The sequence below is a fragment of the Nocardioides zeicaulis genome, from assembly GCF_042432345.1.
In the GTDB taxonomy this organism is placed as follows: domain Bacteria; phylum Actinomycetota; class Actinomycetes; order Propionibacteriales; family Nocardioidaceae; genus Nocardioides; species Nocardioides zeicaulis.
The window spans coordinates 42083-56853 of sequence record NZ_JBHLXH010000002.1 but is presented as its reverse complement, the minus strand read 5'-3'; the positions used below and the strand labels follow the sequence as shown (position 1 = coordinate 56853).

Below are 14771 nucleotides of genomic sequence, written 5' to 3'. Positions count from 1 at the left end.
GAACTTCACCGAGTCGCCGGCCTTGGCCACCTTGGCCAGGTCGATGATCGAGGTGCCCCACGAGCCGCCGAGCTGGCCGCCGTCGGTACCGGTCCAGGCTGCCTCGTTGGCCATCGGCTTGGTGCCGGCGTCCATCTTGCCGCCCGGGGCGTTGAACAGGTACGCGTCGTTCGGGACGAGGGTGAAGGCACCGCCGTTGACGCTGACCTTGACGTTGCCGCCGTCGTACTTGGCCTCGGAGGCCATGTAGTGGTCCCACTGGATGCGCGGCGTGGTGCCGGCCGGGACCGTGATGGCGGGGGAGATCAGGCCGTTGCGGCTGGTCAGGTCACCGGGGGCGCCACAGTTGCCGTCCTGCGGGTCGGGACCGTAGGCCACGCCGCCGGTGTGCTTCGGCGCGCTGGTGGAGGCCTCCCACTTGACGCCCTCACCGTAGGAGAAGGCCACGGTCTCGTCCTGCGTCCAGCCGGCCAGGCCGTCCTCGAAGTCCTCGGACCAGGTGGTCGAGGTCGTGGTGCCCGCGCCACAGCTGATCGCCGGGGCGCCGGGCTTGAGGAGGGGCTGCCAGTCGCACTCGGCGCTGGGGTCGAGGCGCAGCTGCGTCTCGGCGATGACGTCGGCCAGCTTGGCGCAGTCGGCGTCGGTCGTGCCACCCCGGACGACCTCGCCCTGGGCCGCGCCGTCGGCGCCGTCGTCACGGGTCGGGTTGCCCACGGTCAGCCCGTCGAGGTCGATGCCCTTGAGGTCCTGGCAGGAGGCCTCGAGGCCGTCGGCCAGGTCGGGGAAGTACGACGTGGGCGTGAGGTAGTTGGTCTGGGTGTTCCAGAACAGCCAGCCCGCCTTGTCGAGCCCGATGCCGGTGCCCTGGCCGTCGATGCCGTCCACCAGCAGGGCGAACGTGCGGTTGACCACACCGGAGTTGGTGTGGACGCCACCGGCGTCCTCGTCACCGCAGACGTACTCCTCGTCCGAGACCTTGCCCGGGTCGCCGTAGCAGTTCGGGTTCCACATGTCGCGGATCGCGCCGCCGAAGGCCGGGTCCGACTCGCCGGAGAGCCAGCGGTGGGTCGGGTCGGCGTCCGAGGGCTGGGCAGCGATGGTGAACTCCACCGGGTCGCCCTGGGCGTCAGCCTGCTTGAACTTGGCGCCGTCGGCGTTGGAGACCATCACGCCGTAGAGGTCGGAGTCACCGGCGATGGAGCCCAGCGCACCGGTGGTGGTGTTGCCGACCACGATGCCGATGGCACCGGCGTCCTCGGCGTTGGCGATCTTGTCCGCGAACGAGCACGCGCCGCGGTCGACGTAGACCCAGTTGCCGTCGATCTCGCCCGGGTTGGTGAACTCCTGGCAGCCGTTGGTCGGCGAGGTGTCCGGCGTCTCGCCGTCCGAGGTGGTGCCGGTGGCCGCGTCGTCGCCGACCACGGCAGTCGCGTCGACCGGCGTCTCGGTGATGACCGGGCCGAAGGAGGCGGGGACGTTCACGCACGGACCGGCGACGTAGGCGGGGGAGGTGATGGCCATGTCCGTCAGCGACCGGGTGAACTGCGAGCAGTTGCCGGGGGTGCGGTAGACGGTGCCGTCCTGCGAGTTGGGCTCGCCCTCCTCGTTGAGGCGGTCGTTGAGCATGTCGACGGTCTCGCCCCAGATGTCGGAGTAGGCCTCGTTCATCGCGCCCGCCTGCCACTGGTAGATCAGGCCGGAGGTCGACTCGGTGTAGGCGTGACCCCACTCGTGGGCGACGGTGTCGTCACCGGTGACGCCGGTGCAGTAGTTGGTGGTGACGCCGTTCCAGTTGGCGTTGGGGCAGTCGATGGTCGGGTCGTTGTTGACCGTGATCATCTTGCCGCCCCGGCCGTCCCAGGCGTTGTAGCCGAAGGAGTTGCGGAAGAGCCAGTAGGCCTCACCGGTGCCGAGGACCTCGTTGAGCTGGTCCGCGTCGAGGTCGGCGAGGGCGTCGTCGTCGCCCTCGGTGTAGACGAGGTCGGCGTTCGGGAAGTCGTCGTCCGGGTCGTCGGGCGTGCCGTTGTCGTCGAGGTAGGCCTCGTAGAGCTCGCGGTCGAGGGCGTCGGCCATCATCGACCAGCGGTTGAGCGGCTTGCCGGTCACCGCGTCGATGATGAGCGACTCGCGGATGGTCTTCTTGTTCCAGACCTCCACGGCGTAGGCGAGCTTCGACTCGCCGGCGATGCCGCGCGGCGAGCCGGTGCGGTAGACCACGAGCTTGGCGTCGCGGACGGCGAGGCCGGCGCGGTAGTTGCGCGGGCCGCCGTCCTCGTAGCCGGCCGGCTTCGCACGGACGATGTCCAGCGCCTTGGCCGAGGCCTGCTCCCGCGACAGGGCGGGGGTCGTGTCGAGGGAGACGTCGGGGGCGGCGAAGCCGTTGACCGAGGTCAGGTCACCGTCGGCGTCGACGTGGGCCTTGATCTCGCCGGCGAAGACCGGGACGCCCTTGTAGGACTGGGTGAAGGTGATGGACCAGCCGTTCTTGCCGGCGTAGACCTCGGACTGCTTGAGCTCGCCCGGGCGTGCGCCGAAGGCGGCGGAGTAGTCGTCGAGGTAGGCCGTCGCCTTGGCGATGGCGCCCTGACGGCCCTCGCCCGACACGGACGGGAGGAGGTCGGCCTGGGCGCCGTCGGCGCGGGCGAACCCGACGCGGCCGGTGGCGGGGTTGGACCTGAGGTCCACCTTCCCCGAGGCGGCGTCCTTCATCCGGCTGATGACCGACTGGTCCGCCTTGCCCGTCTCGGCCGCCTGGGCCGAGAGCACCGGCTGGGCGGCGAGGCCAGCGGCGATGAGAGTGAGGCCGAGGGACAGTCCCTGGCTTCGCTTGAGCTGCTTCAAAAGAGTGGACCTCTCGCTCGCACCCGGAACTCCACGCCCGAGTGATCTGGGCCACCCTAAGTACCGCAGCGTTCAACCGGAAGACCCCAATTTTTCCGACTTTGGTGGTAGAGCGGCATCCCCGCCGGAGATCGTCCGCCGGAACCGCCCGGGTCGCGCACGAATCCCGCCACGGGTCGTCGGGACGGTAGGGATGGTGGCGACACGCACCTGTGTGATCCATGTGGCGGGTGTGACGGGGCCGTAGGGTCGGACCATGGCGACCCGTACGTCTTCCCCGCCGGGGTCGCGGAGCTCGAGCACGTCTGGATCCAAGCGCAGCACCAGTGGGTCGAGCACCCGATCACGGAGTACCTCCACCAGCAAGCGTCCCGCCCCTCGCGCCTCCGCGGCGAAGGGCCGGGGGGGCTCGAGCGCGTCCTCGCGCAAGCCGGCCGCACGGCCGGCGCCGCGGGCCGTGCGCAACGGGCCCGGGCCGGTGTCCCGGCTGTTCGGCGCGCTGTGGCGGGGGATCGCCGCCGTGTGGCTCGGGCTGGCGCACGGCGTCGGCTCGGTCGCGCGCTCGGTCGGGCAGTCCGCCCGCGACCTCGACCCCGAGCACCGCCGCGACGGCGTCGGCCTGTTCCTGCTGGGCCTGGCCACCGTCGTGGCCGCCGCCGTGTGGTGGCAGCTGCCCGGCGGCGTGATGGACCTCGCACGCTCTGTCACCTCGGGCGCGGTCGGCAAGGTCGGCTGGCTGGTGCCGCTGTTCCTCGTCTGGGCCGGCTGGCGCACGCTGCGCGACCCCGAGCGCAACGGCCCCGCGGGCCGCCAGGTGATCGGCTGGACCGCCTTCACGCTCGGCCTGCTCGGCATCGTGCACATCGCCAACGGCAACCCGCAGCCGGTCCTCGGCGACGCCACCGACCTCCAGTCGGCCGGCGGCGCGGTCGGCTACGTCACCTCGAGCCTGCTGCTCGACCTCATGCAGACGCCCTACGTCGTGGTGCCGCTGCTGGCCCTGCTCATGACGTTCGGCGTGCTCATCATCAGCGCCACGCCCGTCTACCAGGTGCCTGCGCGGCTCGCCGAGCTGCGCGACCGTGCGCTCGGCCGCACGCACGCCGACGAGCCCCACGACGAGCCGACGGCGCCCGTGCGGACCCGTCGCCGCTCGATGCTCGACGACGAGGTCGACCCCGAGATGGGCGACCCGGCCTACGACAGCCCGGTGCTGGCCGAGCGCGAGCTCACCAAGCGCCGTCGCAGGAAGGCCGACGCCGAGCCGGTCGAGGACTACGGCATCGACCTGTTCGCCGACGCCCCGACGGAGGTCACGCCGGCCGTCGACGCGCCGGCCGGTCGCGACGAGGCCGGCGCCCTCGAGCCGCCGCCCCACACGCCGCTCCCCGCCCGCGTGGAGCAGCTCGCCCTGTCCGGCGACATCACCTACTCCCTGCCCGCCAACGAGGTGCTCAAGCCGGGATCGGTGCACAAGGCGCGCTCCAAGGCCAGCGACGCGGTCGTCGAGCGCCTCATGCAGGTGATGGACGAGTTCAACATCGATGCGACCGTCACCGGCTACACCCGCGGCCCGACGGTCACCCGCTACGAGGTCGAGCTCGGCCCCGCGGTCAAGGTGGAGAAGGTCACCGCGCTGTCGAAGAACATCGCCTACGCCGTGGCGTCGGCCGACGTGCGGATCCTCAGCCCCATCCCGGGCAAGTCGGCCATCGGCATCGAGATCCCCAACGTCGACAAGGAGATCGTCTCCCTCGGCGACGTGCTCCGCTCGAGCACGGCCCGCTCCGACCACCACCCGATGGTCGCCGGGCTCGGCAAGGACGTCGAGGGCGGCTTCGTGGTGGCCAACCTCGCCAAGATGCCGCACCTGCTGGTCGCCGGCGCGACCGGCTCCGGCAAGTCGAGCTTCATCAACTCGATGATCACCTCGATCCTGATGCGCTCCACGCCCGACGAGGTGCGGATGATCATGGTCGACCCCAAGCGGGTGGAGCTCAACGCCTACGAGGGCGTCCCGCACCTGATCACCCCGATCATCACCAACCCCAAGAAGGCCGCCGAGGCGCTGGCGTGGGTCGTGCGCGAGATGGACATGCGCTACGACGACCTGGCCAACTTCGGCTTCCGCCACGTCGACGACTTCAACAAGGCCGTGCGGGCGGGCAAGGTCGAGCTGCCGGCGGGCAGCGAGCGGGTGCTCTCGCCCTACCCGTACCTCCTCGTCATCGTCGACGAGCTGGCCGACCTCATGATGGTCGCGCCGCGCGACGTCGAGGACGCCGTCGTGCGCATCACCCAGCTGGCGCGTGCCGCAGGCATCCACCTGGTGCTCGCGACCCAGCGGCCCTCGGTCGACGTGGTGACCGGCCTGATCAAGGCCAACGTGCCCTCGCGACTGGCGTTCGCCACCTCGTCGCTGGCCGACAGCCGCGTCATCCTCGACCAGCCCGGTGCCGAGAAGCTCGTCGGCCAGGGTGACGGCCTCTTCCTGCCGATGGGCTCCAGCAAGCCCGCCCGCATCCAGGGGGCCTGGGTCACCGAGGCCGAGATCCACGCCGTCGTCAAGCACTGCAAGGACCAGCTCGAGCCGACCTACGTCGAGGACGTGACGGCTCCCAAGGAGTCCAAGCGCGAGCTCGACGACGACATCGGCGACGACATGGAGCTGGTCGTGCAGGCCATCGAGCTCGTCGTCTCCACGCAGTTCGGGTCGACCTCGATGCTCCAGCGCAAGCTGCGCGTGGGCTTCGCCAAGGCCGGCCGCCTGATGGACATCATGGAGAGCCGCGGGGTCGTCGGGCCCAGCGAGGGCTCCAAGGCACGCGACGTCCTGGTCAAGCCGGACGAGATCGATTCCGTGATCGCCACGTTGGAGGGGGGAGCCTGATGGGCGCCGCAGCACTGCACGAGGACCAGACCCGCGAGCACGACGGAGCGCAGGGGGATGACCGTGACGTCCCCGCCGAGCCGCTGGGCGTGGCCCCCGACGCCGTGGAGGTGCGCCGTCACGCCGGTGTCGCCGCCGGGGTCGGGCTGACCGCCTCCGCGGTCGCGATCGCCTACCTCGGCCGCGCCACCCAGTCCGGGTCCGCGCTCGACTGGGCCTTCGTGGTCGTGATGGGCCTGCTCGGCGCGTACTGGCTCGCCGGCCTGGTCGACGCCCGCACGCCCCTGCTCGTCGCCGACGTCCAGGGCATCCGGATCCGGCTCGGCCGCACCTGGCGGGGCCTGCCGTGGACGGCCGTGCACCACGTCGAGCACCTGCCGCGCCGCGGTCCGCTGCACGACGGCCGCCTCGTCGTGGTCCCGCACAACCTCGAGCTGATCGAGTCCGAGCTGACCGGCGCCGGCAAGCGGCACACGAGCATCTCGCGCCTGCTGCACGGTGCGCCGCTGGCCGTCCCGCTGGGCCTGGCCACCCGCGTGACGGGAGCCGACGGCGACCTCACCGAGGCGCTCGCCCGGGTCGCGCGCGACGCCAGCCAGGTCGTCGTGCTGGAGCCGGAGGTCAGCGATGCCGTCGACGCACCGGTCGAGGACGTCGAGGACGTGGAGGAGGTCGCCGAGGTCGCCGAGCCCGAGGCACCGCCCGCCGTGGTGGCCAGCCCGACCCCGGCCGCGCTGCGCGAGACCGGCGTGGCCCGCCGCTCGGAGGTCCACCGCGAGGTCGAGGTGGAGGACGAGGAGCCCGAGGGGCGCGAGCTGCGCCGCCCGGGCCGGGTCAGCCTCGTGGAGGAGACGCAGTCGTGGGGCGACCGGGTCCGCGCGATCGCTCGCCCGGGCGAGCCCGTCGAGCCGCTGGTCCTCGATGACTTCGAGGTCGAGCCGGCCGAGGACCCGGTCATCGGCCCGGAGCTCGCCGCGGCCCGCACCCGCCTCGGCCTGAGCGTCGACCAGCTCGCCGAGCGCACGCGGATCCGCCCGCACGTCATCGAGGCAGTCGAGGTCGACGACTTCGAGCCCTGCGGCGGTGACTTCTACGCCCGCGGCCACCTGCGCACGCTGGCCCGCGTGCTCGGCGTGGACGCCGCCCCGCTGCTCGCGTCGTACGACGAGCGCTACGCGCACGCCCCGATCAACCCGCGCCGGGTCTTCGAGGCCGAGCTCGCCACCGGTGCCAACGGCTCGATCCGCGGGACCCGCGGCGGGCCGAACTGGTCGGTCCTGGTCGCGGTGGTGATGGCGCTCGTGCTCGCGTGGTCGATCGCCCGTCTCGTGATGGACACCCCGCCCGACCTGCGCGGTGCCACGCCGGTGCTCAACGGCTCCGGCGGGCCGAAGGGCGGCGGTTCCGCGCCCGTCGCCGATCCGGTCGCCGTCGTGGTCAGCGCCCCGTCCGGCGGGGCGCGGGTGCTGGTCCGCGACGGCGCCGGGACGATCGTGTTCAAGGGTAGCCTCGCCGTCGGCCAGAGCCAGGAGCTGAAGGCCTCGCCGCCGGTCCGCGTGGAGTCCACGGACGGCGCCGTGACGGTGTCGGTCGCGGGCGGCAAGACGCGCCCGGTCGGGGAGGCGGGCGTCGCCGGGCAGGGCACCTTCGTCGCGGACTGAGCGCGGCGCCGGTGAGCGTGCTCACGTGTCGTCGTTGCGGGCAGCGGAGGGGTGAACCGGCATACTCACCGGTGCGATGACCACGACTGACGCTGCCCCAGACTCCCGCGACCAGGCCTCCCCGCTGCAGGTCGCGGTCGTCACCCTCGGATGTGCCCGCAACGAGGTCGACTCCGAGGAGCTGGCCGGCCGGCTCGAGGCCGGCGGCTTCCTCCTCGTGGACGACCCGGAGGACGCCGACACCGTCGTGGTCAACACCTGCGGCTTCGTCGAGGCCGCCAAGAAGGACTCGGTCGACACGCTCCTCGAGGCGGCCGACCTCAAGGCGTCCGCCGGCCACGGCGGGCGCGCGCAGGCCGTCGTCGCGGTCGGCTGCCTCGCCGAGCGCTACGGCAAGGACCTCGCGGAGTCGCTGCCCGAGGCCGACGCCGTGCTGGGCTTCGACGACTACCCGGACATCGCGGCCAAGCTCCGCGCGATCGTGGCCGGCGAGGCCCACCACCCGCACACGCCGTCCGACCGCCGCCGGCTGCTGCCGATCTCCCCGGTCGACCGGGACGCGTCCGGCATCTCGGTGCCGGGCCACGAGCCCGTCGCGTCCGACGTCAGCGAGATCGGCGCGGGCGCGCCCGCGAGCGGCCCCCGGGCCGTGCGCCGTCGCCTCGGCGCCGGGCCGATGGCTCCGCTCAAGCTGGCGTCCGGCTGCGACCGGCGCTGCTCGTTCTGCGCGATCCCCAGCTTCCGCGGCTCCTTCGTGAGCCGGCGCCCGAGCGACGTGCTGCAGGAGGGGCAGTGGCTCGCCTCGCAGGGCGTCAAGGAGCTGTTCCTGGTCAGCGAGAACTCCACCTCCTACGGCAAGGACCTCGGCGACCTCCGCCTGCTCGAGACGCTGCTGCCCGAGCTCGCCGGCATCGACGGCGTCGAGCGGGTGCGGGTGTCCTACCTCCAGCCCGCCGAGACGCGGCCGGGCCTGATCGAGGCGATCGCCACGACCCCGGGGGTCGTGCCCTACTTCGACCTGTCGTTCCAGCACGCCAGCGCCGCGGTGCTCCGGCGGATGCGTCGCTTCGGCGACCCGGAGAGCTTCCTCGGCCTGCTCGAGCAGGTGCGTGTGCTCGCACCGCACGCGGGCGTGCGCGCCAACGTCATCGTCGGCTTCCCGGGCGAGACCGAGGACGACCTGCAGACCCTGTGCGACTTCCTCGTCGCGGCCCGCATGGACGTCACCGGCGTCTTCGGCTACTCCGACGAGGACGGCACCGAGGCGGCCTCGTTCGCCGACGACCTCAAGCTCGACGAGGACGAGGTGCGCGCCCGCGCGGAGCACGTCACGATGCTCGTCGAGGAGCTCAACGCGCAGCGCGCCGAGGAGCGCATAGGCGAGGAGGTCGTCGTGCTCGTGGAGTCCGTCGAGGACGGCGTGGTCGAGGGCCGTGCGGCCCACCAGGGGCCGGAGGTCGACGGGACGACGGTGCTCCTCCACGCGGACGCACGCGTCGGCGACCTCGTCACCGCGACCGTCACCGGCACCGACGGCGTCGACCTGGTCGCCCGTCCGGGCGCACCGGTGGACGGAGCACGCGCATGACGACCGGGACCGACCGGGTGTCGAACTGGAACGTGCCCAACCTCCTGACGACGCTGCGCATCGTCATGGTGCCGTTCTTCGGCTGGGCGCTCCTCCACGACGGCGGCGACTCCCCGCTGTGGCGCTGGGTCGCCTTCGCGCTCTTCGCCGTCGCGATGGTCACCGACAAGGTCGACGGCGACCTCGCCCGCAAGCACGGCCTGGTCACCGACTTCGGCAAGATCGCCGACCCGATCGCCGACAAGGCCATCACCGGCATGGCCTTCATCGGCCTCTCGCTGGTCGGCGACATCTGGTGGTGGGTCACCGTCGTGGTGCTGCTGCGCGAGTGGAGCGTCACGCTGCTGCGCCTCTCGGTGCTCAAGCAGGTCGTCATCCCGGCGGCGCAGAGCGGCAAGATCAAGACGGTGCTGCAGGCCTTCGCGCTCGCCGGCCTGACCTGGCCCCTGCCCCACGGCGACGCCCACGGCGGGGCGTTCGACTTCTGGCCGGGCCCGCTCGGCGAGGCGCTCTTCTACCTGAGCCAGGTGATGCTCGCCGGCGCCGTCGTGATGACGTTGTGGTCGGGCTGGGAGTTCGTGCGAGAGGTGCGACGGCAGCGGGTCAGCCCCGCCTGAGGCCCGTCCGGGGCGCCGTCCGAGGCCCTTGCGCACGACCGACCGGCGGGTCGGGAAATCGTTGCCGCGCCGAGACGTCGGTGTCGGCGCATCGGGTTAGGGTGAGCCGACTCACAGCACTCGGACGAAAGGCCCACCTCGTGTCAGCATCACGAACCGGTCGCGGGATCGCCCTCGCGACGTCGTTGACGGGACTGCTCGCAGCCCCGTTGGCGGTCCTCGCGACGGCATCGCCGGCTCACGCCGCCACCGCCACGATCCAGATCCTCGGCACCAACGACTTCCACGGTCGACTGGTCTCCGAGGGCACCACGGCCACCACGGTCGCCGGCGCCGCGCAGTTCGCCGGGGCCATCGAGCAGTACCGCCAGGCGCCTCCGGACCCCAACGTCGACGGCACGATCTTCGCCGCCGCGGGTGACCTGGTCGGAGCCTCGACCTTCGAGTCCTTCATCCAGCAGGACAAGCCGACGCTCGACGCGATGAACGCCATGGGCCTGGACGTCTCGGCTGCCGGCAACCACGAGTTCGACCAGGGCTACAGCGACCTGACGAACCGCATCATGAAGCCCTATGACGCCACGACCAACCCGGTCGGTGGCGCGAACTGGCAGTACCTCGCGGCCAACGTCCGCAAGAAGTCGGACAACTCCTACGCCCTCCCCGACGTCGCGGCCTCGCCCGGCACGTCCGACGGTGCCACCTGGATCAAGAACGTCGCCGGCGTGAACGTCGGCTTCGTCGGGGCGGTCACCGAGGACCTGCCGTCCCTGGTGTCCCCGTCAGGCATCGCCGACCTCAAGATCACCTCGATCGTCGACGAGGTGAAGACCGGTGCCGCCTCGCTCAAGGCGCAGGGTGCCGACGTCGTCGTCATGCTGGTCCACGAGGGCTCGGCCACCTCCAGCTGCAGCGGCGTCTCCGACGACTCCGCGTTCGGCAAGATCGTCAAGGGTGTCGGCACCGACGTGAACGCGATCATCTCCGGCCACACCCACCTCGCCTACGACTGCAACGTCAACGGGGTCCCGGTCGTCTCGTCGGGCCAGTACGGCACGAACTTCAACGTGCTCACGATGACGGTCGACACCACGGCCAAGACGGTGTCGGTCGACACCCACGCCATCGTCCCGGCCAACACCGTCGCCCTGACGGCGCAGGCCGCGATCGACAAGAAGGCCCAGGTCAAGACGATCGTCGACGCCGCCGTGGCGCAGTCCGACGTGCTCGGCGCCAAGGTCCTCGGCAAGCTCGCGGGTCCGTTCAACCGCGCCAAGCTGGCCAACGGCAGCGAGAACCGTGGTGGCGAGTCCACCATCGGCAACCTCGTCGCCGAGGTGCACCGCTGGGCCACCTCGTCCCCCGAGGCCGGTGCGGCCCAGATCGCCTTCATGAACCCCGGCGGCCTCCGCCAGGACATGACCGGTGCCGCCGGTGGCTTCCCCTCGAACCTGTCCTACAAGCAGGCCGCGGTCGTCCAGCCGTTCGCCAACACGCTGGTCAACATGAAGATGACCGGCGCGCAGATCAAGACCGTGCTCGAGCAGCAGTGGCAGCGTGACGACAAGAACGGCGTCCCGTCGCGCCCGTTCCTGCGCCTCGGGGTCTCGAACGGCTTCTTCAGCACCTTCGACGCCTCTCGTCCCGAGGGCGACCGCATCACCGGCATGTGGCTCGACGGCAAGGCGATCGACAAGGCGGCCACCTACTCGGTGACCGCCAACTCGTTCCTCGCCGGAGGCGGAGACAACTTCCGGGGCTTCAACGCCGCCACCGCCAAGCGCGACACCGGCAAGGTCGACCTGCAGGCGATGGTCGACTACATGGCGGCCAAGGCCGCCACCACGCCGCTCGCGGTCAACAAGGACCAGCGCCAGGTCGGCGTCAGCTGGCCGGCCCAGGCCCCGCGCTTCTACCGCATCGGCCAGGACGTCAAGCTCACCCTCTCCTCGCTGGCCATGAGCACCCCGGCCGACGCCAAGGACGCCTCGCTCGCCATCAAGGCGGGTGACGTCGCGCTGGCCCCGACGCCGGTCGACAACACCATCGGCAACGACCCGTTCGACACCTACGGCACCAGCGCCGTCTCGGTGAAGCTCAAGGGCAAGACGAAGACCGGCAAGCAGATGCTGACCTTCACCGGCGCCACCACCGGCACGTCGTTCTCGCTGCCGATCGAGGTCCGCAAGGCCAAGGGCGAGCTCAAGGCACGCACCAAGCCCGAGCGCATCGTCGCCGGCAAGACCCGCACCCGCCTCAAGCTGAAGGCCTCGGCCCTCGGCATCGCCAAGGTGACCGGCAAGATCAAGGTCAAGGCCGGCGGCAAGACCTACACGGTCAAGCTCAAGAAGGGGAAGGCGTTCCTGCGCCTGGACCGCTTCGCGAAGGCGGGCAAGAAGAAGATCGTGGTGTCCTACCTGGGCAACCGCAAGATCCGTGGCACCAAGCAGGTCGTCATGGTCAAGGTGCACCGCCGCTGAGCGGTGGGCCCTGGCTCGACCCGCAGCACCCTGCTCCACACCCAGAGGCCCGGCCGTCCGCGTGATGGTCGGGCCTCTGGTCCTCTCGCCCAGTGGTGGGCCTGACTCGGGTCCAGCACACCTCACTCTGGGAGCTCTTCCATGTCATCTCGGCACACACCTCTCCACCGGCCCCTCGCGGCCGCGTCGGGCCTAGCCCTCCTCGCAGGATCCGTGGCCCTCACCGGCGCCCTCACCGCGCCGGCCACCGCAGCGAGCACCTCCCTCGTCATCAGCGAGGCCTACGTCAACGGGGGATCCGCCGGAGCCGCCTACACCCACAAGTACGTCGAGCTGCAGAACCGCTCGGGAGCACCCGTCGACCTCGCCGGGTACTCCCTGCAGTACCGAGCCGCCGGCAGCAGCGGACCCTCCACCGGAGTCGTCGCGCTCACGGGCACGATCGCCCCGGGTGGGTACTTCACTTTCCAGGGCGGCAGCAACGGCTCCAACGGCCAGCCCGTGCCCGGGGTCGACCAGACGGGAGCCGGCATCAACCCCGGTGCCGCCGGCGGCACGCTGACCCTCGCCTCCACCACGTCCGCCGTCGACCCGTCCCAGGGCCAAGGCGTCGTGGACAAGCTCGGTTGGGGCACCAGCAACGCCCCCGAGGGCACCGCCGCCGCCGGCAACTCGGTCGCGCTGTCGCTCTCGCGCAGGGCGGCGGGCGACACCGACGTCAACAGCGCCGACTTCTCCGCCCTCGCGCCCACGCCCGACGCCGTCAACGGCGGCGTCGTCGACCCGCCCACCGACCCGCCCGCCCCGTCCGACCGCACCATCGCCGAGATCCAGGGCACCAGTGCGGCCAGCCCACTGGTCGGCTCCACCGTCACCACCCGCGGAGTCGTCACCGCGGCGTTCCCGACCGGCGGCTTCGACGGCTTCTACATCCAGACCGGCGGTCCCGACACCACGCCGGACGCCTCCGACGGCCTCTTCGTCCACGAGCCCGGCTTCGCCTCGACCATCGGGGTGGGCGACTCCGTCGAGGTGCAGGGCGTGGTCAAGGAGTTCGGCTCGCTCACCGAGCTCGACGCCACCACCGTCACCGAGCTCGCCCAGCCTCTGGCCCCGGTCGTGCCCCGCACGGTCGTGCCCGGCACCGACTGCGCCCTCCCGGGCGACGGCTGCCTGACCGGCGCGGCCCTCGACGCCGCGCGAGAGGCGCACGAGGGCGAGGCCTTCCTGCCGTCGGACCCGATGACGGTGACCGACGCCTATGACTTCGGCGCCACCTCGTCGAGCTTCTTCGGTGAGATCGGTCTCGCTGCCGACTCCGACATCCCGCTCGTCACGCCGACCGAGGTCGTCGACGCCCAGGACACCGAGGGCATCGCCGCCCGCACCCGCTACAACACCGCCCACCTGGTCGTGCTCGACGACGGCTCGTCGGCCACCTACTGGAACACGAGCAACACCGCCGGAGCCCAGGACCAGCCGGTGCCGTGGCTGACCAAGGACCACACGGTGCGCGTGGGTGCCGCCGTCCGCTTCGACCAGCCGGTCGTCCTCGACTACCGCTTCGGCTGGAAGCTGCAGCCGCAGCGCCAGGTGGTCGGCGCACCCACCGGGCTGGTGACGTTCGAGCAGGACCGGCCCGCGGCCCCTGCCCCGGTCGGCGGCGACATCCGCCTGGCGACGTTCAACGTGCTCAACTACTTCACCACGCTCGGGGGTGACGTCGCCGGGTGCTCGGCCTACGTCGACCGCGACGACAACCCCATCGCCACCCGCAGCTGCAGCGGCCCCAACGGCCCCCGCGGTGCGTGGGACCTGGCGAACTTCGAGCGCCAGCAGGCCAAGATCGTCAACGCCATCAACACCATGGACGCCGACGTGGTCTCGCTCGAGGAGCTCGAGAACTCCCGCACCGTCGACGGCGCCGACCGCGACGAGGCGATCTCGACGCTGGTCGCCGCCCTCAACCGCGCGGCCGGGTCGAAGCGGTGGGCCTACGTGAAGTCGCCGTCCACCCTGCCCGCCACCGAGGACGTCATCCGCACCGGCTTCATCTACGACCCCGCCACCGTCAAGCCGGTCGACGAGAGCGTCATCTACGACGGTCCGGCGTTCGACAACGCGCGCGACCCGCTGGCGCAGCTGTTCATGGGCCGCAAGAGCCGGTCGTCGCAGAAGTTCGCGGTCATCGTCAACCACTTCAAGTCCAAGGGCTCGGGTGTGGATGACGGCACCGGTCAGGGCAACGCCAACCCCGACCGGGTGGCGCAGGCCACGGCGCTGGCGTCGTTCGCGAACCAGTTCGCCGCCGACCACGGCACCGACCGGGTCTTCCTGACCGGCGACTTCAACGCCTACTCCATGGAGGACCCGGTGCAGGTCCTGGAGGCCGCGGGCTTCGAGTCCCTGGAGTCGACCGACGACGCCGACGAGGAGAGCTACAGCTTCGGCGGCACGTCCGGCTCGCTCGACCACGTCTTCGCCAACGTCGCCGCGCGCCGCCTCGTGACCGGCGTCGACGTGTGGGAGATCAACGCCAACGAGCCGCTCTACTACCAGTACAGCCGCTACAACTACGTCGGCACCGACCTCTACTCCACCGGTCCGTTCGCGGCCTCCGACCACAACCCTGAGGTCGTGGGGCTGCGGCTCCCGGCACCCGGGGGGTCGGGCTCGCAGTGAGCCGTCGCAGCA

At 71.4% G+C, this 14771-nt stretch carries 7 protein-coding genes; 6 read left to right on the top strand and 1 reads right to left on the bottom strand.

Annotation, left to right across the window (positions count from 1 at the left end; all coding sequences use genetic code 11):
• On the bottom strand, positions 1-2841 hold a 2841-nt coding region (locus ACFFJG_RS14805; RefSeq protein ID WP_378519551.1), incomplete at its 3' end, for a M4 family metallopeptidase.
• 256 nt (positions 2842-3097) lie between these two features.
• Here ACFFJG_RS14805 and ACFFJG_RS14800 point away from each other — a divergent pair.
• The 6 genes from ACFFJG_RS14800 to ACFFJG_RS14775 all read left to right on the top strand — a co-directional run bounded on the left by ACFFJG_RS14800 (position 3098) and on the right by ACFFJG_RS14775 (position 14759).
• Positions 3098-5731: an FtsK/SpoIIIE family DNA translocase gene (locus tag ACFFJG_RS14800; protein ID WP_378519550.1), complete on the top strand. Its 2634-nt coding sequence runs from the start codon at positions 3098-3100 to the stop codon at positions 5729-5731.
• Positions 5731-7392: a helix-turn-helix domain-containing protein gene (locus ACFFJG_RS14795; protein ID WP_378519549.1), complete on the top strand. Its 1662-nt coding sequence runs from the start codon at positions 5731-5733 to the stop codon at positions 7390-7392. The genes ACFFJG_RS14800 and ACFFJG_RS14795 overlap by 1 nt, the downstream gene beginning before the upstream one ends.
• Positions 7393-7516: 124 nt before the next feature.
• The gene (gene rimO, locus ACFFJG_RS14790; protein ID WP_378520343.1) at positions 7517-8980 is read left to right on the top strand and encodes a 30S ribosomal protein S12 methylthiotransferase RimO; all 1464 of its coding nucleotides are present in this window, start codon (positions 7517-7519) and stop codon (positions 8978-8980) included.
• Entirely contained in the window at positions 8977-9597 is a 621-nt protein-coding gene (gene pgsA / locus ACFFJG_RS14785) for a CDP-diacylglycerol--glycerol-3-phosphate 3-phosphatidyltransferase (protein WP_378519548.1), read from the top strand. Before rimO ends, pgsA begins: the two co-directional genes overlap by 4 nt.
• A 140-nt stretch (positions 9598-9737) precedes the next feature.
• A complete protein-coding gene (locus ACFFJG_RS14780; RefSeq protein ID WP_378519547.1) occupies positions 9738-12077 on the top strand; it encodes a bifunctional metallophosphatase/5'-nucleotidase in 2340 nt (779 codons plus the stop codon).
• A gap of 213 nt (positions 12078-12290) precedes the next feature.
• Positions 12291-14759 carry an ExeM/NucH family extracellular endonuclease gene (locus tag ACFFJG_RS14775; RefSeq protein WP_378519546.1) on the top strand — a complete coding sequence of 823 codons (2469 nt, stop codon included), beginning with the start codon at positions 12291-12293 and terminating at the stop codon, positions 14757-14759.
• The last annotated feature ends 12 nt before the right edge of the window (positions 14760-14771 follow it).